This is a genomic window from Vibrio cidicii, assembly GCF_009665415.1.
GTDB classification, from domain to species: Bacteria; Pseudomonadota; Gammaproteobacteria; order Enterobacterales; family Vibrionaceae; genus Vibrio; species Vibrio cidicii.
The window spans coordinates 159866-186544 of sequence record NZ_CP035922.1 but is presented as its reverse complement, the minus strand read 5'-3'; the positions used below and the strand labels follow the sequence as shown (position 1 = coordinate 186544).

Below are 26679 nucleotides of genomic sequence, written 5' to 3'. Positions count from 1 at the left end.
TAGAATTTCTCCAAACAAATAAGGAGAAATTTCTATGAGCATTTTTCAATGGATGGCTGCATTCATCCTGCTATTTTTTCCTACTTGGAGTCACGCGGCCAACACCAGTACGCTTGATCTCACCACTTCTGCCATTGGAATCGTCTCGCTGGTTATTTTCCTTTTCGCCTATCTCTTGGTGATGCTGGAAGAGTATCTCAAGATGCGTAAGTCCAAGCCAGTGCTGCTGGCAGCGGGTCTCATCTGGATCCTGATTGGTTTTGCTTATCAAGCTCATGGACAAAGTGACGTTGCTAAACTGGCCTTAGAACACAACTTACTCGAGTACGCTGAACTACTGCTGTTCTTGCTGGTGGCAATGACCTACATTAACGCGATGGAAGAACGCGGGTTGTTTGACGCATTGCAGGCTTGGATGGTGGGAAAAGGCTTCGATTTTCGCAAACTCTTCTGGCTCACGGGCTCTCTCGCTTTCTTTATTTCTCCGATTGCCGATAACCTCACAACCGCCCTTTTGATGTGCACCGTGGTACTCAAAGTCTCCGGCGATAATCGGCGTTTTGTCAATATTGCCTGTATTAATATCGTGGTGGCAGCCAACGCTGGAGGCGCGTTCAGCCCGTTTGGCGATATCACTACACTGATGGTGTGGCAAGCTGGCCATGTCAGTTTTTCTCAGTTTATGCCGCTGTTTCTGCCTTCCGTCATCAACTACTTGGTGCCCGCTTTGATCATGTCGTTTTTTATTCCTCAAGAACGACCACAAACTCTTCACCAACACGTCGAGCTGAAACGCGGTGCGAGGCGTATCGTCGCTCTGTTCGTCCTGACCATCGCCACGGCAGTGGCTTTCCATGCCGTGCTGCATTTTCCTCCTGTGATGGGAATGATGATGGGCTTGGCCTATCTGCAGTTCTTTGGCTATTTTCTCAGAAAAACCTTGGTGCGCTCTTTGGCGAGAAAAACCGCCATCGCTATTGCTAATGGCGATGAAGAAGCGTTGAAACGCTTGGGTTCCATAGTGCCGTTTGATGTTTTTCACCGCATCTCGCGCGCCGAATGGGACACCTTGCTGTTTTTCTACGGCGTAGTGATGTGTGTCGGTGGGCTCAGTTTGCTTGGCTATTTGCACGTGGTTTCGCTCACCATGTACAGCGAGTGGGATCCGATCTGGGCCAACGTCATGGTTGGTTTTCTCTCGGCAATTGTTGATAACATCCCGGTAATGTTCGCCGTGTTGACTATGGAGCCCACCATGTCAACGGGTAACTGGTTACTGGTTACGCTAACCGCAGGCGTTGGCGGCAGTTTACTCTCGATTGGCTCAGCGGCGGGGGTCGCATTGATGGGCGCCGCCAGAGGGCAATATACCTTCTTTGGTCACTTAAAATGGACACCTGTGATTTTGTTTGGTTACTTTGCCAGCATTGCCGTCCATTTAATGTTTAACTCTGCATTGTTTACGCTCTGAAGCGAAAAAAGGGGTAAACCGATTCGTTTGCCCCGATAAAGCTTTCGCTTGGCGCACTTTGGTGCGAAATCCCCCAGCCAGTTACTGCCGGTCCGCTGGGTGGTTGACGCCATCCATGAGCGGCACATCGCCCAACTCATACGGGTTCACGCCATCCAGACAACCGAGGTTGTAGCCATATTCGTCCGGCGCGGAACGACGTTGATGATGAGTATAGATGCCGCAGTGAGAGCAAAAGTAGTGCTTGGCGGTGTGGGTATTAAATTGGTATAGCTTGAGCGACTCTTCACCTTGCAAAATACGGATACCGTCCAATTTCACCGAAGCGACGATGGCCCCTTTTCGTCGGCAAATCGAACAGTCACAGCGTCTTGGTTTATCAATACCATTGGGCAGGCTCAGTTCGAGCACAACCTTGCCACAATGGCAGGAAGCGGTATGTTTTTCTAATATCGGGGTTTTTCCAATTTGTTTGATCATTGAAGTTCTCCTTGTATGCGCCTTGTAGCAAACTCATTTTTTCCCTCAACCTCAAATCCGCTGTGTAAATTTTGTTAAACACATAACATTTTGCCGATTTCAGTATGCCACTCGACAAAAAACACAATAATCGACATCTTTAGCCAGTTTTTTGCCCGTTTTACGTCTTTGACGACCAAATAAGAAAGGAATCATGATAATGGATAAAGATCATAGCCTCAGAGAAAATCTATTGGCGCTGACGCTAGGTAGTGCCTTGGTTTCACTCGGCGTCATTTTTTTCAGCAAAGTAGGACTGCTCACAGGTGGTACCGCTGGATTAGCAATTTTCCTGACAAAAATCAGCGACTTTAGTTTTGGTCAGGTATTTTTTGCCCTCAACTTGCCTTTTTACCTACTTTCCGTGCTGCGCATGGGTTGGCGTTTTACCATCAACACCTTTATCTCGGTTACGATTGTCTCCTTCGCCGTTGACCATCTGCATCACGTGATTGAAATCGCACATATTGATCCGTTCTACGCAGCACTGCTGGGCGGCGGATTGATTGGGATAGGCATGCTGATCATTTTCCGCCACAAAATGAGTTTGGGCGGCTTCAACATTCTTGCGCTGTTTTTACAAGAACGTTTTGGCATCCGAGCAGGTAAAGTGCAAATGGCGCTCGATTGCGGCATCGTCATCATGTCACTGTTTATTGTTGAGCCAACTCTGATTGCGCTTTCCGTGTTAGGCGCAGTGGCCACCAACTTGATTTTGGCCATGAATCACAAACCCGGGCGCTATCAAGCAAAAACTCAAACGGCTTAACAATCACTTAATCAGGGGCTTATCGTCCCTGATTACTCTCTTTCTCCAATAACCACCGCTTCCGCTCAATTCCGCCTGCATAACCTGTAAGTTTGCCGTTCTTACCAATCACACGATGGCAAGGCACTACGATCGAAACCGGGTTTTTACCATTGGCAAGCCCGACCGCCCGAACTGCTTTTGGGTTGCCAATCGCATTAGCTAACTCCTGATAACTCCATGTTTCTCCATAAGGAATGGTGGTTAACGCCTGCCAAACCTGCATCTGAAAAGCAGTTCCTTTAGCCGCAATCGGTAAATCGAATTGGGTCCTCTTTCCCGAGAAGTATTCATCCAGTTGAGTTAACGCCAGACTAAGCACTGAGTGGTTGGCATTTTCCTGACCGAGATCATCTGGCAGAGTCGTTTGAGTGGTAAACCAGATGCCAAGGATGCCTTCATCATTGGCTTGCAACGTCATCTCACCCAACGGGCTTGGTGCGATAGTGTAATAGTTCATATCACTGATTCCATAGATGAAAAGTGGCGTAACTACCCCATGGGGAGGCCGTTTTTGCGTTCAGTTGCGGATAAGCTAACAAGGCTTTTTTCACTACCAAGTCTTTATCTAAAAAGCAATCTGGGCGCGATTCTCCCCTGAGCTGCGCATAACTGACCGTCCATGGACCTATCCCTTTGAGCGCTAACCACGTTTCGGGATCCGCATCAGGGTCGTCTTGCACATAACAGGCGAAGCGATGCAAAGTCTCCTTACGGCTTTTCGGCATGCGCAGAAAATCGAGATTCGCTTGAGCAAGTTGCAAAGGGGTTGGGAAACAACGCTCACTAGGCTCTGGCATGAGCGTGCTCACCAGCAAGTTAAGCTGTCCGATGGCCGCCTTAACCGACACTTGCTGGCCTAAAATGGCGCGAACGCCCGCTTCCCATGCATTCCATACTCCGGGAATGCGAATACCGGTTTGTTTGACAAGGCCAGGAGCGAGTGACTGCAAATGGCGCTCAATGTTATCGGTATTGCAATTCAGATCGAGCATTTGGCGAATTTTTTTCACTAGCAAGTGCAGTTGGCCAACATCGTCTAATCGAAACCACACCGTCATCTGCTGCTCTGCCGTTTGCTGCACCCTAAACCAAACGCGAGAGCCCGCCAAATTCGCAAAGCGAGAATAGCTGTTCTCATCCACTTGCTCGACCCCCTCAATGGCGCGTAAACGGTAGAAGTTCAACATGTGTGACCAACCCATCGCGCCCTGAAAAGGGATTATCAGCGCTTGTTCACCGGCTGGCAGCGTAACTTCTCGCCGCACCTGTGAGGGGGTCAACTGGATCACTTTTTTAAAAGCGTCATTAAAGCGGCGCGTGCTGTTAAAACCCGCGGCAAAGCCGATGTCCGTGACACTGAGATTACTCATATGCAGCAGTTGTTTGGCAAACATCAGCTGTTGATATTGGGCGTACTGCTTGGGCGCGATACCCAAATAGCGTGAAAACAGTTGCCGAACATAACGATCGCTCACGCCTAATCGCTGTGCAAGCTCAGCGAGCGAGTGCTGCTGCAACGCACCACTATCAATAAGATGGAGCGCGCGCTGGAAGGTAGTTTCTACCCCTTTCCACGCCCAGGAGCCTGGGTGACTTTCTGGCCTGCAACGCAAACAAGGTCGATATCCTGCATCAAGCGCCTGAGTGCGATCGCTGTAGTATTCCACATTTTCTTCTTTCGGTAGATTCGCCGGACAAACCGGTCGACAAAAGATACCTGTGGTTTTGACTGCCACATAAAATAAGCCATCAAAACGACTGTCACGCGCCATTCTTGCCTGCTGGCATTGCTCTTTCGTCAACGGTGAATAGACTGATATCGCCACAAAAACACTCCTTTGCTGATGCCCTAATTGTAAACATCACAGCGCGTACAACCAGCCAATTTCGGAACTCAATGATGAACACAAAATAATCGACCTTCGCTTCATCGATTGTTGTGGCAAATTTGCCAAAGTGAACTAAGGTGAAAGTTGTGACACCAGTTCACTGCTTATGAATGGCTGGGTCAGCAACGTCAGATAGAAGGAAAACGGCTATGGATCTGCATACCTGCATTATTGTGCTGCGCAACAGCAATGTCATTACCAGCAACTCAGTAGAAGACTCGCTAGGCATCATCGAAACTCAAGGGCCTAAAAGCATCTCAACCATTCAAATCAATGCCCGTGATGGGAACTTTATCCGAACCTATCACTGCAACAACATTGAGGATTCTCTTGAAAGCCTGATGAACCTGTAGCACTGCTCCTAAAACACAAAAAGCCTCTTCATGAGGCTTTTGTTGTCTGTTTGGGCCAGAACAATTTTATTCGTCTTCAACAGGCCGCTCGGCCACTTGTTGCAAACTGTAGGCGGTGAGTGGATCGATCATCTTCACCAACTCTTCCACTTGGCGAATCGCATCTATGGTTGAGCTGGCTTTACGATAGCTCAGATAAATAGGGCGGTACCAATCTTCAACGCCCGGAACTCGATACAGTTGCTCATTGGCAATGAACGGCTGGACCAAAGAAGCTGGCAGATAAGCGCTGCCCCCTTTCTCTAAAATGAAATCCAAGGCGATACGCGCAGTCGAAGTACGTAAGTATGGAGCCATGCTTTTGGGATGACGCTCTGCGTGCTCAGACGCGAATTTGGTGCCCCAATCGACATAAACATATTTGTCGTCAAACACGGTCTCTTTGTTGTGCGGCTGAGTCGACACCAGTATCAGCACTAAATCGGCCACTTTTTTGCAGTACAGTTCATCGGCTTTAATTTGGTCAAACGCAAACGCCATGTCTAAGGTACGCTCTTGTAAACCACGATTGAGTTGCTCCCGCCCCATCACTTCGGCGATAAAACCGTAGCCACCAAATGCATCGCTCACCACACTCAAACAGTTTTGCAGATAGGCATCCCACACATTAGGCGTTCCGCCCAGTGTCAATTGTAATCCTCGGCCATCTTGCATCGACAACTCTAACTTAGCCTGTTGCAGCGTCGCCACCATCACTTCCGCGTAGCCAACCAAGCGCTCACCCGCGGACGTCAATTTGATGTTGTTGCGATCACGAATAAATAACTGGGTATCAAAATAGCTTTCTAGCTGCTTAATTCGGGCGCTCACCGCAGCCTGTGTGATGTAGAGATTTTCTGCCGCTCGACCAAAATGACGGACCTTAGCCAACTCTAAAAATGTTCGAAAGACCTTTACGTCCATTGCACTTCTCCGGGTTAATCGGCATCAGATTAACAATAAAAAACAATCTTTTCGATAAAAAAGTTTTGTTTTTCTTTTGTTAATTTTGCGCCTAATTTTCGCCGTAAATCATCATTGTTGATCAATAACGGTTATAGAGGCTGTTTGATATGTCTGACACGACGATTCGTCATGGCAAAAAACGTTTTTACGATAACGCAAAGTTTCCTAGAGGATTTGCCAAGTCCGGTGATTTTACTCTGGCAGAAGAGGAAATCCTAACACTTTATGGGGACACTTTGCAGGCTCTGGAAACAGGTGCATTGACACCAGAAAACGAAGCAGAAGCGCATTTTCTAACTCTGCTGGATAACCCAGAAAATGCCAACAGCAAAGTAGAACGCACTTGGCTCAAATACGTTCGTTTAGCGCGTGGTCGCAAGCGTTTTCACACTTTGAATGGCCGCAATAAGCCAGACGCAGGGGATGATTACGTGGAAGAGGACGCAAGCTTAAACGAGGAAGATTAATGCATATCTGCTTTTTGATGTATCCATGGGAGCAGGTATGTGCGGAAACGGACACCACGTTGCGCTTAGTGCACGAATGCGCGTCCAGAGGCCATACGGTTGCCATTACAACAACAAGCGGGTTAACCATTCGTGACAGCAACGTGTTCGGTTTCTGTCAGGTCCTGAAAAAGGGCCAAAAAATCTCCGAGAAAGTGCCCACTTTCTATCGCCAAGCTGAGTTTCAAAAAGCCCGCCTCCCCATGGCGGGCTTTGACGTTATTTTTATGCGCGCCAATCCGCCACTGGATAATCTGGCGTTAAACTTTCTCGATTCAATCAAAGATGACACCTTGATCATCAATGACTTGGAAGGGCTGCGCATTGCCAATAACAAGCTTTACACCGCCAGCATGGGCGGAACGGCAAGCGAGTTTCTTCCCAGCACCCACGTCTCAAAAAACCGCGATTACCTTCAGCGCGTGTTGGAAGAATCGCCCAGCGAGAAGATGATTTTAAAACCACTCAATGGCTTTGGCGGTCATGGCGTGATTGTGATTGAGAAAAACGCGCGGCAAAACTTTCGTTCTCTACTCGATTTTTACATTGGCGAAGGGGAACAGAGTAACTACGTAATTTTGCAAGATTACATCGAAGGTGCTGAAGAGGGTGACAAACGCATTCTGATGCTAAACGGAGAGCCGATTGGTGCGATGCGCCGCGTCCCGGCGAGCGGAGAGTTTCGCTCCAATGTCCACGCGGGCGGCTCGGTGGTTAAGCATGTGATAAGCAAAGAGGAGCGACGCCTTTGCGCGGCAATCGGGCCCAAATTGGTTCGCGATGGCCTCTATTTTACCGGCCTTGATGTAATTGGTAACAAGCTGGTGGAAGTGAACGTACTCAGCCCCGGTGGCATCACACGCATCAACAAATTAAACCGTGTGCGGCTTCAGCGTCAGGTGATTGATTTTGTTGAAAACATCGTCAACTCAAAAGACCTGTTGCAACAGCGCAAAAGCGCGTTTCGCAGCGCCGTGCAAAATGCACACATCGAACACTAATGCTTACTCCCTGCAAGAGATGCTTGGGTTTATCAAGCAAGGATTGCCATTTAACGGCGAGTTAATCGGTGCGGGCTGTTACATTAAAATCGATGAATATCTTCCCGTGGTCTGTACCGCGATTCATGCCGGACATCGTTTAAGACCCGAACTGCACAAACAGTGCTTGCTTAACTCAGACGAACGCTTTTTTGAAGAAGACCCGTTTACCGATCAAATGATCGCCTCCCAGGCAATTACGTTAATCGGTCTGGACTCTCGTTTTGAGTACGATCTCAATCGTCCGATGGCGCTCAGTACCTATTATAAATCGGCATGGAGCCGACAAGTGTGGCAAAAAGCGCTCAGCGCTCATCAACGGCAAGAGAGCCATCGCAAACACGCCACCTTCTATACGCTCTATGAAGCACTGATTGGCAAGCTAGAAGCTCTGCACGGGATGGTGGTGGTGTTTGATCTCCATTCATACAACTACAAACGGCAAAAGACCGACGCGCCAGTATTCAACATCGGCACCGCGCAGATAGATATGGAACGTTGGGGCCCGGTAGTGAAACGTTTCTGCACTGAGCTTGAGCAGATAACGCTACCCAACATGACCACCAGCGCGGCAATCAATGCGGTGTTTGAAGGTCGAGGGTATCTGATTTCCCACACCAATGCCCACTTTGACCGCACGCTGGTTTTGCCAACCGAAGTGAAAAAAGTCTTTATGGAGGAAGAGAGCGGAGCTCTATTTCCGCTGGTGTTGGAAGCATTGCAAACCGGGCTCAAGCAAGCCTTTAGCCAAACAGGGGCTTATTTTCAGCGCCACTTTAACCGCCAGCATCGCATTGGTAAAGCCGACATGCTCAGCTCATCGATTGAACCTGCGGTTCTGCACGTTGACAAGGCGCTGTACAAACTGGCGCAAAAACTGGAAACGCTTAAATACGTCAACCCAACCAATCTCAGCGCAGAGAAAAAGCGTTTTGAAGCCGCACCGAGTCGCTATCAACCGGACTACCGTTACCGTCAGCTTCCCCTGCATGCCAACGAGTTTAAATCTCAGCTTTATCGGTTACCGATTGAAGAGATTGCCGATCCAGACATGCGCCAGCTTTACAGCGACACGCTCAATAGCTTGAGCGAACAAGTCGATCTGCTTACCAGCGTCGGCCAAGAATCGTTTCTGTATCACTCTTTGCGCCACTATGGTCAACCGGATAACAACGCGATCAATAACGCTCAGTTTCTTCTTTACGCCAAAGCACTGGCAGAGGATGAAATTGAGCAATACAACGCACAGCAGGCCAAGCAGCTAATGCAACAGGCAGCCGAGCAGTGGCACATGCCGTGTAAAGTCACTGTGTCTACTTCACTGGCGGCCAAAGCCATGGTGACATCCCAGCCACCGACTCTGCTGATCAATGGCAAAGCAGGCTTTTCTCACGCCGAAGTACAGCGTTTAATCCACCACGAGCTTGGCGTGCATATGGCGACAACGCTGAACGCAAGAAAGCAGCCGCTCAATCTGTTTCGTTTAGGTTTGCCCGGCGCGCCCGCCACTCAAGAAGGGCTGGCCATCTTGGCCGAATACAAAGCGGGCTGGATGTCCCACCAGCGGCTGAAACTCTTAGCCACGCGAGTACTGGCGGTGCACTCGATGCTCAAAGAGCATAATTTCTACCAAACATACCAATATCTGCGTGAGGAACTGGCGTTGCACCAAGAGAGTGCTTGGACCACCACCATGCGCGTTTACCGGGGCGGCGGTTTTACCAAAGATCACCTCTATCTCAGCGGCTTTTTGCACATGCGCCAACTTGAGCAGCAGCGCAGCCTCGATAATCTTTTACTGGGCAAATGCAGCCACCGCTATCTCGATCTGCTTGACGAACTAGTCGCGCGCGGCTGGTTAACCAAACCGCCTCACCTGTTGATGGATAAGCGCGCCGAGGCAGAGCCACATCTCACTTATTTAATTGACAGCCTAAAAATCTGACGGCCACAGAACCGTAAAACGATCCATAGAAAAAAGCTCCACAGGCTATGTAGAGCTTAGAATCGTATGACTTGGGCAACCGCACTCTGCCCGCTATTTCGCCAGCATCGCCACTTTCTTCAAGAAACTCTCTTTAAGGTGTTCCTGATCGTAGTCAAGATGATAAGTGTTGTGAAAACCAATTTTCAACTCAACACCATTGCCGCGCATGTAGACACTGTAGCCATCGTAATCGGAGAAGGCTTCGACGCCTTCATAGATTTTTCCGAACTCCGTCGGCGTACCACGCTCCATAATCACTTCATAAGCATGCAAAATTTTGGTGGGATCGAGTTCGTTTTTCATAAAGGTACTCCTGAACAGAGAGACATTTTAAGTATGGTTAACGACACAAACTTTTGCCAACAGCGAAACATGAAGCCCATCAAAAGCTCACTTAATTCAAGTGGTAAATTTATCCTTTCATCCTAGCGAAAACCTGCTTATTTTACTCCCCCGCCAGCAGCGTACGTCGGTCACAATATGGACAAAATCGCCACTAACCCGGCGAAATGTAACCTAGAAAAACAAAAGTTGTGAAATTTTGACCTAAAACAATGGCAGACCCAGAAAACTTATTTTATAATGCAAAATAATGTTTCAGCATAACAAAATTTCCAATATCTAGGGGCGAAAAATGAGACTTATCCCGTTACAAACCGCGGCACAAGTTGGTAAGTGGGCAGCGGCGCACATTGCTAAACGCATCAATGATTTCAACCCAACGGCAGAGCGTCCGTTTGTGCTTGGCCTGCCAACTGGCGGAACTCCACTCGCGACTTATAAAGCGCTGATCGAGCTGTACAAAGCAGGCGAAGTAAGCTTTAAACATGTGGTCACGTTCAATATGGACGAGTACGTGGGTCTCGATCCACAGCATCCAGAATCTTACCGCTCGTTCATGTACAACAACTTCTTCAATCACGTGGATATCCAGGAAGAAAACATCAACCTGCTCAACGGCAACGCTGAAGATCACGAAGTCGAATGCCAACGCTACGAAGATAAAATCAAGTCTTACGGCAAGATCAATCTGTTTATGGGCGGCGTGGGTAACGACGGTCATATTGCTTTCAACGAGCCAGCGTCTTCTCTGTCATCTCGTACTCGCATCAAAACTCTGACCGAAGACACGCGTATTGCCAACTCACGTTTCTTCGATGGCGATATCAATCAGGTACCCAAATACGCACTGACCATCGGTGTAGGCACCTTGCTCGATTCACATGAGATCATGATCCTAGTAACGGGTCACAACAAAGCGCTCGCACTGGAAGCCGCAGTAGAAGGCAGTGTTAACCACTTATGGACCGTGTCTGCACTACAATTGCATCCGAAATCGGTGATTGTGTGTGACGCACCATCGACCCAAGAGCTCAAAGTAAAAACCGTAAAATACTTCTCTGAGCTAGAAGCAAAAAACATCGAAGGCTTCTAATCGCCCTCGCTACGTTTCATTTTCATAAAAAAATCCCGCATCAAACGCGGGATTTTTATTGGCTCTTTTTCAGTAGGCTTTGATGCCAAACTGACGCAGCCTTGCTGGCAACACATCATCCAATTTATCCACCTCTTCAGGCTCAATTTCGATCAGATTAAAATGGTGCGCTTGGTAGATGGCTCTGGTTTTTTCTCTGATACTGCCTGCCGTTACACTGTTGTCTGAACCCCAAAATTGCAGATAGACCTTGCCTGCGGGCAAGTAGAAATCGCTCATCACCTCTTCTTCTATCGGCAGCTGTCTTTCATAAGCGTGCACGACACCCGCCATGTACAGCCAATTGTCAATCAGCAGCTCACCTTTCGAGCGGACGTAGTGGCCATCTAAAGTGCGGTGTTTGGCCTCAAATTTCTGCCGGAAATTCGACAGTGAGCGATCGGTGGATTGCGTCTGTGCATCTTGACCTAAAAATTCCACCACCGATTGACGTAAACGCTTGTGACGCAGCAGAGAATCGTGCCACAGCACGTAGAACGGGTGCTCGCTACCATCGCCTCTTTGCTTGCCACCAGCGCGGATCCCAGATTCGGTTAACTGCCAACCTTGCTCTGATTTGAACATCCAACCCAGCTCACTCAACAGTTGGTTGATTTTTTTCGCATTAAGTTGCCACGCTGCCCCCAGTTCGGTGGCGCTAAGCAGCTTGCCTTGAGTATTGGCCAATTCAACATGTAAATTGGCGGGCCACACAATGAATTGACCGAACTTAGGGTGATCGACATACTCTCCGCCAAAACGCGCGCCGAGTTCCGTTAAAATCCATTTATCACCCACGCGGCTGATGTAGCCAGCACGTTTGAGATCGCTAAACAACATCGGAGCATCCATGTTACGCATTTTGGCCAATGCCGTGGTGGAAATTTTTTCGCTCATCATGCTGCCCTCGGTTTACCTTTCCTCTTTATGCCGCCAGCAAAACGGTGCAAACGGTTGCAAAACCATTGTAATAGAAGATGACTGAATCAGATAGTTCGCTGTTTTATAAAGAAAAGGGAGCTCACGCTCCCAAGTCAAAGGCTTAGCCAAGCAGGGAAATAAACCCCTGTAAGATGATCATGTTCATTAAGTCGATAAAAAAAGCACCAACAATCGGCACCACCAGAAATGCCTGTGGAGACGGGCCAAAACGATTGACGATAGTCCCCATGTTCATCACTGCCGTTGGTGTCGCGCCGAGGCCAAACCCACAATGGCCGCTGGCAATCACCGCGCTGTCATAACCGCGCCCCATTAAACGATACGTCACACCATAGGCAAACAGCACCATGGCGAAAGATTGCACAGTGAGAATGAGTAAAAACGGCAACGCTAAATCAAAAATATTCCACAGTTTCAAACTCATCAACGCCATAGCCAAAAACAGTGACAATGAGACGGTACCGATGATATCCACCGTCTCCGCTTCCAATTTTCTCACTCGGGTCACTTCAAGCAAATTTGTGACCACGACGCCAATCAGCAAGGCATAGACAAAATCGGGGATCATCAGCCAGCGGATAGCTAAGGCAGAGACCCACTGCTCCAAATAGCGAGCACCTAGTACACATAGCAGAATCAACGCTAAGCTCTCAATCACTTTCTGCGCGGTCACTTTGTCTTCTTCATACTGGTTGTAGGTAACAAGCTCAGGGAAGCGTTGATGCGCTTGTGGGCCACGCCCGTAATGCGATTCCAACTGATGTTTATCAATCAGGCGCTGCGCAAGAGGGCTGCCTAAGATCCCGCCGACCACTAAACCAAAGGTTGCCGATGCCATGGCTATTTCGAGTGTATTTTCAATGCCATAAAGCTCGGTGAGGGTTTGTGACCATGCCGCGCCCGTACCATGCCCGCCAGACAAGGTGATCGACCCTGCAATCAGGCCCATCAGCGGATCGAGCCCCAACAAGCTTGCCATTGAGACACCAATGCCATTTTGAATCACAATATAGAGCGAGGCGATCGCCAAAAAGAGCACGACTTTCACGCCTCCTTTGAGCAACTGACTATAGTTTGCCGCCAAACCAACCGTTGCGAAAAACATCAGCATTAAGGTTTTTTGCAGCGGCAGGTCGAAGTTGAATGTCGTACCACGAAAGTGCAGCAAGGTCATGACCGTCGCCATCACTAAGCCACCCACGATAGGTTCAGGAATATTGAATTTTTTCAGAAGAGGAAAACGGCCATTTATCAAGCCACCAAGAAACAGCACACCGATCGCCACGAGAAAAGACGCTAGCGGGCCAACAGAGACAACATTGTTCATAACACCCCTTTTGTTGCTCGTTGTTGTCCAGACAGACAACAATTTTTCAAACAGGCAGTGTGCCGCCATCGTCAGGAATGTCACTGAATCATGCCCGCTCCATTCTCACCCACAGAGAATTTAAGGCAAATAACTTTAATTAATTATCATCAGGCAAGAAAAAAAGGAGCTCGCAAGCTCCTTATTTTTAACATGAATCACTATTTGATAAACGAGATAAACCCTTGCAGAATGAGTAAATTGACAATATCGATAAAAAACGCGCCCACAATCGGTACTACCATAAACGCCTGAGGCGACGGGCCAAAACGATTGACAATCGAGCCCATATTCATCACCGCAGTGGGGGTCGCTCCCAAACCAAAACCACAGTGCCCTCCGGCCATCACCGCTGCATCGTAATTACGCCCCATCGTCCGAAACGTCACGTAGTAAGTGAACAGCGCCAACACAAGCGACTGAACCGCCAGAATGAGCAGAAATGGAATCGCCAAATCAAAAATGTTCCACAGTTTTAGGCTCATCAGCGCCATCGCCAAAAACAAAGACAGTGATACCGTGCCGAGCATATCGATGGTTTCTGCGTCCAATTTGCGAATTTTGCTCACTTCCAAGAAGTTGGTGATGATCACGCCAATAAACAGTGCATAGACGAAATCAGGTATCATCAACCATTTGATTTGATACGCACTCACCCACTGCTCTACGTATTTAGCACCAGTGACGCAGATCAGCAGAAAAAACAGCTTCTCAATCACCTTCTTGGCGGTCACTTTGTCTTCTTCATATTCGTTGTAGGTCACCAGCTCGGGAAACTTCTCGTGGGTTTTCGAACCGCGTCCGTATTCCGACTCTAACTGATGTTTATCGACCAAACGCTGTGCCACTGGGCTACCGATCAAACCGCCGATAATCAGGCCAAATGTCGCTGACGCCATTGCAATTTCTAGCGTATTTTCAATACCATACAGATCGGTAAAGGTTTGCGACCACGCCGCGCCCGTACCATGGCCGCCAGAGAGGGTAATCGAGCCGGCAATCAGGCCCATCAATGGCTCTAAACCCAGCACGCTGGCTAACGCGACTCCAACTCCGTTTTGAATCACGATATACACGGAAGCAATAGCTAAGAAGAGCAGCACTTTTGCACCACCTTTGAGCAACTGCGTATAGTTCGCCGCCAGTCCCACAGTGGCAAAAAACATCAACATAAAGGTGTTTTGCAAGGGCAAATCAAACTGCAAATCCACGCCATGAAAGTGCAGCGCGGTAATAGCACAAGCCACAATCAACCCACCAACGATGGGTTCTGGAATGTTGAACTTTTGCAACACGGGCAATTTTGCATTAATAAAATGGCCGAGAAACAGGACGCTAATCGCCACTAAAAATGATTCCAGCGCCCCGACTGTGATTAGATGATTCATACAACCTCTTCATCTCAGACTCTTTATCTTCCTTGATGTCAGAGTGTTGTTGTTACTTTTGAACGTCAGTGCTGCATATGTTTAAGGCGTCGAACTAACCTCGCCACAGCGCATGGTTAGCAACAACAGAGACAAGCCATCTGGTTAGGCTCAGACTGGAAAACGATCATCGGGTGATGTCTCAAACACCCTCAGCAAGCTTCCAAAATGCAAAAGGAGCTATCTCTAGCTCCTAGAAGTGTCGGCAAATTGCACACTCACTTTCCTCGATGAGGTGCAAAGGCCTTACGCGCGTACTGGCGTTCAAAATCCGTTGCTATTGAGTTGGTCAAACAGAGCCTATCAACGGCCAAACCATTGAATCATTGAGATGCGGATTCTCGCACCAAATCAATAGGTCGCAGACTATAGCATAATTCGACGAAAATGTCCGAACTTAGCTTAAACAGCCAATGCAATTAGAAAAACTCCAGATAAAACACCAGAAAATAAAACAGTATCAGTATAAAAATGAAAGATTTCTAGCCAATTACTCAAAGATGCCTTTGCGCGCTAATGGAAGCAAGCGTCTCTAGCGTTACAGCCCATCAATAAGCAACCGAACGCTTAAAATGTGCGGCTAAAAAAATGACAAAAAGCAAAATTACAGCAATAACTTCATTTTTCAGCCACAAAACTTTCAGATTTCACAGTCTGAACAGTCAGATTTGGCTACGCTTAACACATAACTATTACACCAATCTATCAACGCTAAGTTGTCACGATATAAGCCGATTAAGCAAGGAAAGTAGCAATGAGTTTGACCATAAGAAAAAGACTCTACATTTTGTCAATAGTGCCGGTTGTCACTATTGCATTGGGCATGATGTGGTTTACCTATCTCAAAACCGTCGCGTTTAATGAGCAGCAGTTCAGTGTTACCCACCAGAACATGATGCGTATGAAGCAAGAGGAACTAAAAAACTACATACAAATGGCTGAATCCGCTGTTCAACCATTATTGAAAAAAAACGCCCCGCTCTCTGAAGCGCTGCCGATTTTAAAAGAGATACAGTACGGTGATTCCGGCTACATCTTTGGCTACGACTCCAAAGGTACACGGGTTTTTCTTGGTAAAAGCGATAAAGGAGTAGGCGAAAACTTTCTGAATTTGCAAGATCAGAAAGGCAACTACTTGGTTAAAGATCTGTTAAAAAACGCCAAACAGGGGCAATTTACCACTTACTATTTCCCAAAACCTGGGCAAAACACGCCACTGCCTAAGCTCAGTTACTCGGTGTACATTCCACAATGGGATCTGATGATTGGTACCGGTTTTTACACGGACGACATTGATGCCACCGTTAACGAGATGAAGGAAAATGCCCATCAAGCTTTGCAAGACACACTCACTGCCATAGGGCTCTTTTGTGTTGTGATTGCTGTACTGGTAGGGATTTTCGCCGTGTTTGTTAACCGTAGCATCATGCGGCCGTTGGAGCTGTTTGACCAATCTATTCGCTCGTTTGCCAGCGGCGATGCCGATTTAACCGCGCGTATGGAACCGTTCACCGTTCCTGAGTTCACGCAACTGAGCAAAAACTTTAACCAGTTTGTTGCCAGTTTGCAGAACATCATTCACCGCGTAAGTGAAGTTGGGCAAGAGGTCGTCAGTGAAACCAACAACATGACAGGGCGCGCAACCCAAGTTGATGAAATCGCCGCAGGCCAGCGAGAAGAAACCGAGCAAGTGGCCACGGCAATGACCGAGATGACCACCACGGCGACCGAAATATCAAACAATGCTAATCAAGCAGCGCAAGCCGCTCGCTATGCAGAAGACAATGCCAACGAGGCCGAAACCATCGTCAACTCGGCCGCCTCTTCAGTGCGCGATCTCGCAGGTGAAGTCTCCAAAGCAAATCAGGTTATCTCACGCCTAGAAGATGATGTGAAAAACATCTCATCATCGCTGGAAGTGATTCAAGACATTGCCGAGCAAACCAACCTGTTGGCGCTGAATGCGGCTATCGAAGCTGCGCGTGCTGGTGAGCAAGGACGCGGTTTTGCCGTAGTGGCCGATGAAGTGCGCAAATTAGCCAGCCGCACTCAAGACAGTACCGGCGAGATCCATCAGATGATTAATCAGCTCAAGTCGGCTTCCGATGCAGCAGTGAAAGCGATGGACGCCAGCCAAGCCCGTGGGGAGCATACCGTGAAAGAGGCCAATGCGGCTGCAGAAGCGCTGCTTAAGATCAAATCCTCGATTGGCACAATCATGGACATGAACTCGCTTATCGCCACCGCGACCGAGGAACAGAGCATTGTTGGACAGGAAATCTCCCAACGGATTGTGGTTATCTCCGATCAAAGTAGCCAATCTGCCGATCTGGCGAACCAAAACCGAGCGGGCAGCCAGAGTTTGAACCACAAAGCTCATGAGCTGTATGACTTAGTCGGTCGATTCACCGTATAAGCTAACGGTGCATGTAAAGTTCGGGCAGCCGATTGGCTGCCCGATTTACACTGTAAACACCACAGTTACATCCCTTTAAACAGACTTTGTGACGCGCGGCTTACCGGCAGTTGCGTTTTGCCGATATGCACAAACATATGTCCGCTGAAGTTCTTCTTCACCTTTTCAATTTTACTCACCTGCACCACGCAAGAACGATGGATTTGCCAGAACTGCTCTGGGTCGAGCTGCGCCAGCAACTCTTTTAACGAAGTGCGAATCAAATACTCTTGCATCGCCTCCCTCCCTTGCGCGGCAAAAACGGAGACGTACTTCTCTTCCGCTTTGAAATAGAGCACATCCGAAACCGCAATCAGATGGATCTCTTCGGCCAGTTGCGCCTTGATCCACTGCAAATACTGTGGTGTGCGTAATGGTGTCGAAAGTTGTTGCAACTGATTCAACAAGGCAGATAGTGAGGGATCACTTTGCGTTTGCCCTGCGCGCTCATGCAAACGCTGCTCAACCCGCTGACAACTCTTTTGCAATCTCGCCGCCGAAATTGGCTTGAGGAGATAATCCACGGCATTTTGTTCAAAAGCGCGAATTGCGTAATCATCGTACGCGGTGATAAACACCACCAGCGGCGCACCTTGTTTGCCGTGTAGCTGCTTCGCCACTTGTAACCCATCCATCACTGGCATGCGAATGTCGAGAAACACCACGTCCGGCTGATGCTGCTCAATGGCGTGCAGCGCTTGTTCACCATCGTCAGCCAATGCGACTATCTCCAGCGTTGGCCATACATCGGCGAGGCTTTTGTTCAAATGGTGTCGCAGCAGCGGCTCATCATCCACGATGATCGCGCGATAGCTTTGTTGCATCTTGCTATTCCTACTCTTTTTTCTCTGTCAACGCTAACGGCCAGCTCAAGCGTACAATCACACCTTGCGGCTTGTTCTCAACGATGCTGACCTGACCACGCCCAGCAAACAAAGTCTCTACTCGTTGCTTAAGGTTATTCAATCCGACACCGGAACCCACATGCGTCGAACTTGAACCGAGCCCTGCCCCGGTGTCTTTTACGCAAATCTGTAATGTCTGATCGAACGTGTCGATCGTCACCTCAATCTCGCCGCCCATTTTGAGCGGTTCAATCCCATGCAAAATAGCGTTCTCAACCAAAGGTTGCAGCATCAACGGCGGAATGCTGACGTGCTCTAAACCGGGTTCTACCTGGATTCGATAGCGCAGACGATCGCCCAAACGGATATGTTGGATGGCGAGATACGCCTCAATCAGCGCGACTTCATCGGCAATCGTGGTGTGTTCTTCACGGCAATTACTCAGCGTCGCCCGCATCATGGCGGTTAAACTTTCCAGCATCAGCCGCGCTTTGTCGATGTCTTGCGACATTAAAGCGCTGATATTAGCCAGCGTATTGAAAAGGAAATGCGGCTCAATTTGGCTCTGCATTTGTTTGAGCTGGCTAAGTAATAGCGCTTGTTCTTGCTCCGCTTTTTCTCTTTTGATCACTTCTAGCTCATGCAGCGCTCTCATTTGCTGCTCTTTAGAGTGAAAATAAAAATAACACATGCCACTGAAAAGTAACCCCATCAAGCCAACGGGCACCATATCTGACATGCCCATGTAGTCACTCACCCAAAAACGGGCATTGAGAATACCAAACAGCAAGCAAGCGGTGAGTGAGAGCAATACTTCCGCCCGGCGAGGCACCTCTGGGAACAGATGTACAATCAGCCAAGAAAAAAACAGCGCTGAATAACCAAACCCTAAACTGATGAACAGATGGATATAGTAAGGCCCGCCCCACACAGACAGCGTCAACAGCGAGACGAACAGGCAGAAAAGCGATGTCACGATGAAACTTTTCTGCCAACTGTTTTCATTAGCAACATTAGCGAGAAACATTAAAACCTCCCTTTGAGATTAAAAACCATCATATGCTGGTCGGGGAGATGGGCGTATACAGAATCCCCATTCCCCGTCAAAAAGCGTGCGGCAAATTCCACTTCAACGCTTTGCGTGCCCGTGTCGAGCCACTGATAACGTAGCCACTGAGTGGCAATTACCCCGCCATCTTGCGGCGAGAAAAGCAGATCCAACGTTGGCGTGATATCCGAAAGCCAGGCTGGCCCGGTGAGACCGTTCCACATCATCCAAGCTTGCAGATCCCAACTCCAATGCAGCATCAGGTTATGTTGTACTAAGTTGGCATGTTGAAAGCCTTGCTGATAGCTAGCAGCCAATCCGGCCGTTTGTGCAGCCGTCTTGAAGCTTTCTGCTCGCTCAAGGGCCTGTTGCCACTCATCATGCGACCAAGATCGACTGTCGTACCAGTATTCACCAATCAGATTATGGCCGTCTTGGCTGGCCCAATTCAGCCCCACCAACGCCTGTAGCGCATGGCCTTGCTCTGCAACGTACGGCGCTGTATAAGTCGTCGGCGGGAACTGATAGCCGACGCTTTGCCGCTGCCAGACGGTAGAGACGTGCCAAGCCAGAGAATCCGACCACACGGAGCGCAAACTGGCTGCAAGCAGCCCGCGGCGTACGTCATCGTAGTAACCAATCCATTGATACTCACTTTGCTCATTTAACCAGTAACGGCGGAGACCGGAACCACGCTGCTCGCTGGCATTATCCAGCGCCGTTTGTCTGGCATGTGTCCAGCTCGAATCCGTCACCAGCCAAGTCCATTCTCCGTCTAAGTCAAAATGCGACAACGACACTACGCCCGTGCCCTCTTCGGCCACCAAGCTGATCGGGTTTTGCCGATAAGGACGAAACAGATCCAGTGGCCGATAGCCATAACCGACACCCCAATCAAGGCGCAATTTGCCGACACTAACATCCAGTGGTAACCCATAAATCGTCCATTCACCTTGCCAAGCAAGCTCACGAACAATCAGATCCGAATCTCGCTCCTGCCACCATGCGGATTGATGGCCATCATCAAGATACAAACCCTCACTGTAGAGCGTCCAAAGCGAAGTCCAAGTACCGTACTCACTGGCATAATCAAGCTGCAAATCCAACATGCCGTTAACAGCAGCGCGATGACTCGTTTGCGCCGCAACAAAAGCGCTCTCACGCGGCTTCGCCGTTTCGTAACTGAGTGCCCAATCCCAAGCCGTTCTTAACCCTGCAACACTCGGCGTAGCGCAACTGAGCAGCGCAAGAGCAAACCAAGCACGAGACCAGCACATTGACGCCTGTTTGTGCATCAAAGTTACCATTGGCTGACATCCGCTTTGATGAGGTAGCTCGGGTTGTAAAACTTATCCTCCAAAGCCCATGGCTGAATATCTTGATACTCAATCACGGTTTTTTTCGCGGGCTGAATACTGTCAAGTAAGGTCATTGAGACAACGCGGCTAGCTCCTTGCCGATCGCCACGCTCAAACCATGCTTGCTTGGCGAGCTTCCCGGAACGCAGATAGAGATCCGCTTTGATGGGAAAATCATCCTTTTGCGCGATCCAAAGGTCGATATGCTGATAGCTGGCGCCGCTGGTGAGCGCGGTTAAGGCCAACTTGTGCGTATTCAGCGATTGGCCCTCAGGCAAAGTGAGTGTCTCTTGCGCTTGCCACTGGCCTTGATAATCGTCACTCCAAGTCAGGGTCGAAATGTCGCCTACCGAGGCTTCGCCAAGCAGCTTTTGCATCGGCGTAATGCGGATCGGGCGACGGCTTTTCGGCATTTGCAACCAGTAGTTATCTTGTAGCATCAGCAGCTTCTGCCCCGCTTCCACCGCCGATTTGAAGATCACCAGAGATTCGCGGTTAGAACGAGTGTATACGTGATACTCGCGGGTTTTATCCAGTTCCCCCGCTTGATAGAGACTGACCAGTGAAATCACTCGCGCTGCCTCCTCTTTCAGTCGATAGTCGTCGGCGCGCTGAAGCATTTGCGCCACTTGTTCAGGCGATGGCGCGGTGGCGGCCATACTGGTTGGGGCAACAAGCGCTAGGCCGAGCAAAATTCGCGATGAAAATACGGTGAAATTAGACATAAATTAGCGCCTCCGTGATCGGTTTTTTCACCCCTTTGCGGGCAGAAAGGTAAGCGGCAAGGAGACAGATCCCCACCACGCCGAGTGTTGCACTCAACACCAGCGGCCAAGAGAAGTAGATGGAGAGCGGGTAGCCATCGGTACGCCCCGGCGGAGGCGGCATTTGCACATCCACCACCATCAAAAGAGCACAAAGCGCAGCGCAAGCCAACGCGCCGACCACACTGCCAATCAGACCGATTAATCCCGCTTCACGTAAAAAGCCACCAATAATTTCATTGGGATAGCTGCCCAGTGCCGACAAGGTGCCAATTTCCCGCGTGCGTTCGGTCACCGACATGGTCATGGTATTAAATAGTGCGACAAACACCACCAGCGCCATCACCGCGCCCATGATGCCGAAAATGCGATCATAAAGATCTTTCACTTTGAGGTAGAAAAACGCTCGCTCTTGCCAAGGGGAGATCTGCAATGCTTGTTCTTGGCTGGCGAGGCGTTTGGTCAACATTTGCCCGACTTGCTCGGTTTTCGCCGTCTCAAACAGAAACACGGAGAGAGTGCTTACTTTGTCGCTGCCCAGCAGAGATTGCGCGCTGTCAATGTGTAGATACAACTGACGTTTATCCAGCTCAGGTACACCAGTTGAGTAGATGCCGCGAACTTTGAAATCGTACGCGTTGAGCGCACCATCGGTGGTGGTGGCCAGCAATGTCACCCAATCCCCGACACTGACGTGTAAGTTGCGCGCCAGATCGGTCGCCAACATCACTTCCGGTTCGCCCGGGTCATAGCGTACAGAGCTTGGATCAGACAAGGTTTTCCCTTGGCGCACATCCAAAAACGGCCCTTTCATATCAAACTCGCGCTCATTAACGCCAATACCAGCAAAAATGGTCGACTTGCTGCCGTTCGACACCAGTCCGGTAAAGTCGATGCGCGGCTGCACGCCACGGACCGCTTCCAGCCCCATCAGATCGCGCATCAAAGAGTCGGCATTGCTTAAACCGTTGCTCAGCGGCATCTCTTCTTCTTTCTCGAAGTAGCCAGGGGTACTGATGGTCAAATGACCGGTATCTCTAGCGGTTGACTCTTTGAGACTGTCATAGGTGTACAGGCCAAAACCGCCCGCACTGCCTAGCGCAAACACCGCGATGGCGATAATGCTGGCTGAGAGTGCGCTGCGACGACGATTACGCTGCAAATTGAGCAACGCAATACGTAGCGAATCAGGCAAACAGCGTGCGATCAACTTGCCCATGAAACCTCCTCCATTCTGGCGTGCGTTTGGATGATTTTGCCGTCCACCAGCTCGATGGTGCGATCACAGCGTGATGCCATGCGAGGATCGTGAGTGGCGACAATAAAGGTGGTACCAAACTCGTGCCCGAGCTCTTTCATGATATCGATGACTTTGTTTGCGGTTTGGCTATCGAGGCTTGCTGTTGGCTCGTCGGCAATTACTAATGCAGGTTTGTGAACCAAAGCGCGAGCAATCGCTACCCGTTGCTGCTGACCGCCAGACAAGTTATCGGGCATGTGACGGATAAATTCACCCAGCCCCACATGTTCCAGCATTTGTGAGGCAAGTTCGGTTTGCTCTGTTTTTGAAAAACCGTTGAGATGCAGCGGATAAGCGACGTTCTCTAAAGCCGTCATCACTGGCACCAAGTTGAATTTTTGGAATATAAACCCCAGCTTTTCACGGCGCATTTTCGCAGCCTGCATTTGTCCGTTCGGGTAAGGTTGGCCAGCAAACGTTACCTGACCTTGATATTGAGCATCCAGCATGCCAAGCACATTGAGTAAGGTACTTTTGCCCGAACCAGATGGGCCGCATAACGCAACCATTTCCCCTTGTGCGATATACCCGCTCACGCCACGCAGTGCGGGAACACTTTGACTCCCTAAAAGGTAGTGGCGCTCAAGTTGGCTAAATTCAATCATCTTGCTTCCCCTACCCTTTGGCAGCGACTTGCGCCAATGCCGATTGGGTGTCTAAATTGGCTTTGTCGCGCTGTTCCATCTCACTGAGCCATGCTTTCGCTTGTTTAATGTCTTCCGCTCGCAATGCCGCCTGCACCGCGTAGCGGTAAATCCATGAAGTGGCTGCAAACGGCTGCTCAACGAAGCCCGGTTCATCAAGCAAGTTGAGATACAAATCGTAGCCACGCTCAAAGTGATTAAACATGTCGGGCAGCGCTGTAAAGGTGGCAGCCGCCATCGCACGTGCTAGATAGCTTTCTGGCAAGCCCTGAATTCGTTCTTGCTTTTCGAGAGAGGAAGGTAAAGTGTGCAGCAGCGCCAAGCCTTTATTAATGGTCGAAAGCCCCTGCTCGGTGAACTTCATTTTATTCCACGGCAAGAAGGCATCTCGACCTTGCAAGGTTTGCGTGCTGCCAAGGTAAACCAGAGACAAAGGCGTCGCGCCTTCTTTCTCAATCAAGCGGTTCAGTTGACCGAAAACCGAGTCGACCAGTGGCGCTTCACCTTGTGCGGCAAGATTATACTGGTTGATTAACGCTTGATCGGGGTTGGCAAGCACCGGCACTGTCCATAGCGACGTCACAACTAAGAGACCAGAGAGCAGCGTTTTTTTCTTTAGCAACATCATCACCGTTATCCTTCTGTTGGTTTGATGATGTCAGCATATCGGCCCCATTTCCCGCTTGCAGGAGCATGCGACCAAACGCATCGAGGCGCGATAAACGGTCAACAGAGAGGATAAACGGGAGAGATTAAGGGCGATGGCGAAATTGCGGCTGCGCCACTTTCGCCAGCAAGGCTTCAATCAGAAAAGTCAATACGAGCGAGAAAAATCGAGGCGTGGAATAACGTCGAGGTATAAAAAAACCGAGCTTCGAACAGCTCGGTTTTTTTTCATTACAGTTCAGCGTTGTGATAAACCTGCTGAACATCATCACAGTCATCCAGCATGTCGAGGAATTTCTGGAATTTTTCTGCGTCTTCTTCCGGCACAGGGCTGTAGTTCTGTGGAACGAAAGTGATCTCTTCAACGTCGATAACCAGATCAGGGTACTCTGTATTCAACGCGGTTTTCACTTTGAAAAACTCGGTATTTGGTGCGTAAATGGTGATCACGCCGTCTTCAAGTTCGATATCGGTCACATCGCAATCGGCCATCATCAGCGCTTCAAGAATCGCTTCTTCGTCTTCGCCTTTGAACTGGAATACCGCTTGGTGATCGAACATGTGTGCAACCACACCAGGAGTACCAATTTTTGCGCCTGTCTTCACAAAGCACTGACGAACGTCTTGGAAAGTACGGTTGCCATTGTCTGTTAGACAGTCAACGATCACGCTAATACCACCTGGGCCAAAACCTTCGTAACGTGCTGGTTGGTAATCTTCACCACCACCGCCGTTTGCTTTGTCGATCGCTTTCTCGATAACGTGCGACGGTACTTGGTCTTTTTTCGCTTTAGTGATCAGGTGGCGAAGAGACAGGTTCATATCTGGATCTGAACCACCATTTTTCGCACACATGTAAATTTCTTTACCGTATTTGGAGTAAACTTTAATTTTTGCGCCTGCTGTTTTCGCCATTGAGGCTTTGCGCACTTCAAAACTTCTTCCCATCGGGATGTCTCTCTACATTACATTTTTAACGCGAAGGATTTTAGCAAAAAGCGAGATCAATTCAATTCTCGCTCCACGAGAAATCAGAGCCGCCAATCACGGCCAATTTGGCTGCTAGGCAAACCTGCTCATGCCACTCTCATTGCTCGTTTGTATTTTTCAATTGATTGCTCAAAAAATGCCTTTTCACGCGGATCAGTGATTTTATTGGCACGCTCAATGATCGCCTCTGGACCACATTTCGCTTCTTTCATTCTCCAGACCAAGAACGAAGCCTGCTTATCTAACTCAACTTTGTTCTTTTCATCCGGCGCCAACAGTGAAAGATTAAACGACATGAAAATCTCCTGAAGTTCTACATCGGTACGCATCTGGTTGTTTCAAGGTGCCCTCTTAGTGAGGAAATCGCCCCTTTAAGGACAACGAGTCGCGAAATATAACACAGCGCCTGCTTTTTACAGAAGATAAATCGAGAGCGCTTGTTTAGCAAGCCGTCCCGGAAAACACTCGTCTGCTTGCCAAAAAGCACAAAGGGTGGCTAGCGGCCACCCTCTCCATTGAGTTCGTTAGATCACACAGTTGCGTTAGTGAAGCAGTCCTAATTCTTTTGCTTCCTCGATACTCAGACCGCTTTCACGGATCTCTCTCAGCGCTTCAATGCGGCGTCTCGCTTCTGCGGATTTCACTTGTTTTTCTGGTCTCAGCGCGACTTCCTCTTCCGGAACTTCCCACTTGTGAGCCATATCTGCCATCTCGTCATGGTTTATTGAATTAATGGACATATTACCTCCGAACACACCATGTTTTGACACTTGATGTATAGCAAACCCGATTTGCTGAATTAAGTAAAACAGTAGGGAAATGTGACCATTCCCTCTCTTCCATCAACTAAATTATAAAACCGTCATTTAACTTTTGCTAAATTCGCCACAGCCCAGTAGATTTAAAAGATTACCCTTGTCAAAAGCAAGGAGATCAAACTCTCATTTCGCTTTCAACTCTCTCTTCCAAAGTACCTGATTCAAGCCGATATAAGTAAATTCACATCAATACCACCACTGGTCAATTGTCGGAATATCAACCAAACTTAACACTAAAGTTAACGATGGTATGGGGTTGAGAATGACATTGACTTTCTGGCTAACCAGCATTTCTGACTGGTATCAACAGCGAAAATATGATCAAAGACGTGAGTTGGAAACGATCCTCTTCTCTGCACCTGACGCCGTATTTGGCCCTGATCTCACCGATGATCAAAGTAAAGCGATCGCTTGTTGGTTAGATGGGTGCTTGCGACTTTTCCAACACTATCGTTATCAAAATCCGCCTCACGCTTTTGAGTTCCTACTGTATGCAGCCGGCAAGTTCGAGCTGGTGGGATGTGATTGTCATACCGATGTCGAGATCCGCGATTGGTGTCTCAAGCGTTTACAACATATCACGGTCCTTAGCTTAGAGTTTTGTGCAGAGCAAAACGATCAAACGGCTTGGTTAGTCAAAGCCAACAGTATCATTGACGGCCATGTGAAACTGATGGAATCACTTGCTTGGAATGAACCTCGAAAGCATGATCAAGTGATTTGGCATTGATCGAACTACCCACGGAACAATGATCAAGGTAAGAAATGCTTAATGGCAGATTTTGGATAAAAAAAAGCGAGTTCGTTTGAACTCGCGAAATCTATTCAGAATGAATGTAACAATATGAGCCAATCTATTAATCATCAGAAAGGACAAAAGGTTGTCTATTCGAGGCCATAGTAGCTTTGGCGAACGATGCTAATGTCAGTAGATTGTTAACGTTCGGTCTGAATTCAATCAATATACAAATTATTGCATTGGTTAATATTTACTTACATGA

General features: G+C 48.8%; 27 protein-coding genes. 9 read left to right on the top strand and 18 right to left on the bottom strand.

Features of this window, described 5'->3' with window-relative positions; genetic code table 11:
• Positions 1-34: 34 nt before the first annotated feature.
• Positions 35-1471, top strand: coding sequence for a sodium:proton antiporter NhaD (gene nhaD, locus EWA64_RS16390; protein WP_061895456.1), 1437 nt, complete (start codon positions 35-37; stop codon positions 1469-1471).
• An 81-nt stretch (positions 1472-1552) separates the two neighbouring features.
• Here the strand turns inward: nhaD and EWA64_RS16385 are convergent, their stop codons facing one another.
• Positions 1553-1951: a GFA family protein gene (locus EWA64_RS16385; RefSeq protein ID WP_061895457.1), complete on the bottom strand. Its 399-nt coding sequence runs from the start codon at positions 1949-1951 to the stop codon at positions 1553-1555.
• 199 nt (positions 1952-2150) lie between these two features.
• Between EWA64_RS16385 and EWA64_RS16380 the strand changes: the two genes are divergently transcribed.
• Positions 2151-2759 carry a DUF6198 family protein gene (locus EWA64_RS16380; protein WP_061895458.1) on the top strand — a complete coding sequence of 203 codons (609 nt, stop codon included), beginning with the start codon at positions 2151-2153 and terminating at the stop codon, positions 2757-2759.
• Between the two features lie 19 nt (positions 2760-2778).
• On the opposite strand, the gene EWA64_RS16375 is transcribed toward EWA64_RS16380, so the two are convergent.
• Positions 2779-3258: a methylated-DNA--[protein]-cysteine S-methyltransferase gene (locus EWA64_RS16375; protein ID WP_061895459.1), complete on the bottom strand. Its 480-nt coding sequence runs from the start codon at positions 3256-3258 to the stop codon at positions 2779-2781.
• Between the two features lies 1 nt (position 3259).
• A complete protein-coding gene (locus tag EWA64_RS16370; RefSeq protein WP_061895460.1) occupies positions 3260-4627 on the bottom strand; it encodes a DNA-3-methyladenine glycosylase 2 family protein in 1368 nt (455 codons plus the stop codon).
• A gap of 212 nt (positions 4628-4839) precedes the next feature.
• Between EWA64_RS16370 and EWA64_RS16365 the strand changes: the two genes are divergently transcribed.
• On the top strand, positions 4840-5043 hold the full coding sequence (locus tag EWA64_RS16365; RefSeq protein WP_061895461.1) for a hypothetical protein: 204 nt from the start codon (positions 4840-4842) through the stop codon (positions 5041-5043).
• 66 nt (positions 5044-5109) lie between these two features.
• On the opposite strand, the gene EWA64_RS16360 is transcribed toward EWA64_RS16365, so the two are convergent.
• Positions 5110-6006 carry a LysR family transcriptional regulator gene (locus tag EWA64_RS16360; RefSeq protein WP_061895462.1) on the bottom strand — a complete coding sequence of 299 codons (897 nt, stop codon included), beginning with the start codon at positions 6004-6006 and terminating at the stop codon, positions 5110-5112.
• A gap of 149 nt (positions 6007-6155) precedes the next feature.
• Between EWA64_RS16360 and EWA64_RS16355 the strand changes: the two genes are divergently transcribed.
• Genes EWA64_RS16355 through EWA64_RS16345 form a run of 3 tightly spaced genes read left to right on the top strand, consistent with a single transcriptional unit; the run spans position 6156 to position 9539 of the window.
• Positions 6156-6515 carry a MaoP family protein gene (locus EWA64_RS16355; protein WP_061895463.1) on the top strand — a complete coding sequence of 120 codons (360 nt, stop codon included), beginning with the start codon at positions 6156-6158 and terminating at the stop codon, positions 6513-6515.
• Complete coding sequence (gshB, locus tag EWA64_RS16350) at positions 6515-7555, top strand: glutathione synthase (RefSeq protein ID WP_045571394.1); 1041 nt, start codon at positions 6515-6517, stop codon at positions 7553-7555. The genes EWA64_RS16355 and gshB overlap by 1 nt, the downstream gene beginning before the upstream one ends.
• Positions 7536-9539 carry a flavohemoglobin expression-modulating QEGLA motif protein gene (locus tag EWA64_RS16345; RefSeq protein WP_061895464.1) on the top strand — a complete coding sequence of 668 codons (2004 nt, stop codon included), beginning with the start codon at positions 7536-7538 and terminating at the stop codon, positions 9537-9539. The genes gshB and EWA64_RS16345 overlap by 20 nt, the downstream gene beginning before the upstream one ends.
• 93 nt (positions 9540-9632) lie before the next feature.
• On the opposite strand, the gene EWA64_RS16340 is transcribed toward EWA64_RS16345, so the two are convergent.
• A complete protein-coding gene (locus tag EWA64_RS16340) occupies positions 9633-9884 on the bottom strand; it encodes a DUF3081 domain-containing protein (protein WP_039434906.1) in 252 nt (83 codons plus the stop codon).
• Positions 9885-10215: 331 nt separating this feature from the next.
• Between EWA64_RS16340 and nagB the strand changes: the two genes are divergently transcribed.
• Positions 10216-11016 (top strand): glucosamine-6-phosphate deaminase, encoded by an 801-nt coding sequence (nagB, locus tag EWA64_RS16335; RefSeq protein WP_039426665.1) that lies wholly within the window; start codon positions 10216-10218, stop codon positions 11014-11016.
• Positions 11017-11085: 69 nt separating this feature from the next.
• On the opposite strand, the gene EWA64_RS16330 is transcribed toward nagB, so the two are convergent.
• The 3 genes from EWA64_RS16330 to gltS (EWA64_RS16320) form a co-directional block, all read right to left on the bottom strand.
• The gene (locus EWA64_RS16330; RefSeq protein WP_039441918.1) at positions 11086-11952 is read right to left on the bottom strand and encodes a hypothetical protein; all 867 of its coding nucleotides are present in this window, start codon (positions 11950-11952) and stop codon (positions 11086-11088) included.
• 145 nt (positions 11953-12097) lie between these two features.
• Positions 12098-13324, bottom strand: coding sequence for a sodium/glutamate symporter (gene gltS / locus EWA64_RS16325; protein WP_061895505.1), 1227 nt, complete (start codon positions 13322-13324; stop codon positions 12098-12100).
• Between the two features lie 200 nt (positions 13325-13524).
• Positions 13525-14751, bottom strand: coding sequence for a sodium/glutamate symporter (gene gltS / locus EWA64_RS16320; RefSeq protein WP_061895465.1), 1227 nt, complete (start codon positions 14749-14751; stop codon positions 13525-13527).
• A gap of 793 nt (positions 14752-15544) precedes the next feature.
• Between gltS (EWA64_RS16320) and EWA64_RS16315 the strand changes: the two genes are divergently transcribed.
• A complete protein-coding gene (locus tag EWA64_RS16315; RefSeq protein WP_061895466.1) occupies positions 15545-17206 on the top strand; it encodes a methyl-accepting chemotaxis protein in 1662 nt (553 codons plus the stop codon).
• Between the two features lie 65 nt (positions 17207-17271).
• Here EWA64_RS16315 and EWA64_RS16310 read toward each other — a convergent pair whose 3' ends face one another.
• From EWA64_RS16310 to EWA64_RS16265, 10 genes are all read right to left on the bottom strand, one after another.
• The gene (locus EWA64_RS16310; RefSeq protein ID WP_061895467.1) at positions 17272-18069 is read right to left on the bottom strand and encodes a LytR/AlgR family response regulator transcription factor; all 798 of its coding nucleotides are present in this window, start codon (positions 18067-18069) and stop codon (positions 17272-17274) included.
• 10 nt (positions 18070-18079) lie between these two features.
• Positions 18080-19117 (bottom strand): sensor histidine kinase, encoded by a 1038-nt coding sequence (locus EWA64_RS16305; protein WP_061895468.1) that lies wholly within the window; start codon positions 19115-19117, stop codon positions 18080-18082.
• Entirely contained in the window at positions 19117-20445 is a 1329-nt protein-coding gene (locus tag EWA64_RS16300; RefSeq protein WP_061895469.1) for a hypothetical protein, read from the bottom strand. Before EWA64_RS16300 ends, EWA64_RS16305 begins: the two co-directional genes overlap by 1 nt.
• Entirely contained in the window at positions 20439-21221 is a 783-nt protein-coding gene (locus tag EWA64_RS16295; RefSeq protein ID WP_061895470.1) for an outer membrane lipoprotein-sorting protein, read from the bottom strand. The genes EWA64_RS16300 and EWA64_RS16295 overlap by 7 nt, the downstream gene beginning before the upstream one ends.
• The gene (locus tag EWA64_RS16290; RefSeq protein ID WP_061895471.1) at positions 21214-22479 is read right to left on the bottom strand and encodes an ABC transporter permease; all 1266 of its coding nucleotides are present in this window, start codon (positions 22477-22479) and stop codon (positions 21214-21216) included. The genes EWA64_RS16295 and EWA64_RS16290 overlap by 8 nt, the downstream gene beginning before the upstream one ends.
• Positions 22467-23165: an ABC transporter ATP-binding protein gene (locus tag EWA64_RS16285; RefSeq protein WP_061895472.1), complete on the bottom strand. Its 699-nt coding sequence runs from the start codon at positions 23163-23165 to the stop codon at positions 22467-22469. The genes EWA64_RS16290 and EWA64_RS16285 overlap by 13 nt, the downstream gene beginning before the upstream one ends.
• A 10-nt stretch (positions 23166-23175) precedes the next feature.
• Positions 23176-23829, bottom strand: coding sequence for a hypothetical protein (locus EWA64_RS16280; RefSeq protein WP_061895506.1), 654 nt, complete (start codon positions 23827-23829; stop codon positions 23176-23178).
• Between the two features lie 272 nt (positions 23830-24101).
• The gene (locus EWA64_RS16275; RefSeq protein WP_039426638.1) at positions 24102-24818 is read right to left on the bottom strand and encodes a YebC/PmpR family DNA-binding transcriptional regulator; all 717 of its coding nucleotides are present in this window, start codon (positions 24816-24818) and stop codon (positions 24102-24104) included.
• Positions 24819-24946: 128 nt separating this feature from the next.
• Positions 24947-25156, bottom strand: a complete 210-nt coding sequence (locus EWA64_RS16270) for a DUF3283 family protein (protein ID WP_039428896.1) — start codon at positions 25154-25156, stop codon at positions 24947-24949.
• A gap of 246 nt (positions 25157-25402) precedes the next feature.
• On the bottom strand, positions 25403-25600 hold the full coding sequence (locus tag EWA64_RS16265; protein ID WP_039426636.1) for a PA3496 family putative envelope integrity protein: 198 nt from the start codon (positions 25598-25600) through the stop codon (positions 25403-25405).
• 340 nt (positions 25601-25940) lie between these two features.
• Between EWA64_RS16265 and EWA64_RS16260 the strand changes: the two genes are divergently transcribed.
• A complete protein-coding gene (locus tag EWA64_RS16260) occupies positions 25941-26408 on the top strand; it encodes a hypothetical protein (protein ID WP_061895473.1) in 468 nt (155 codons plus the stop codon).
• Positions 26409-26679: the final 271 nt, after the last annotated feature.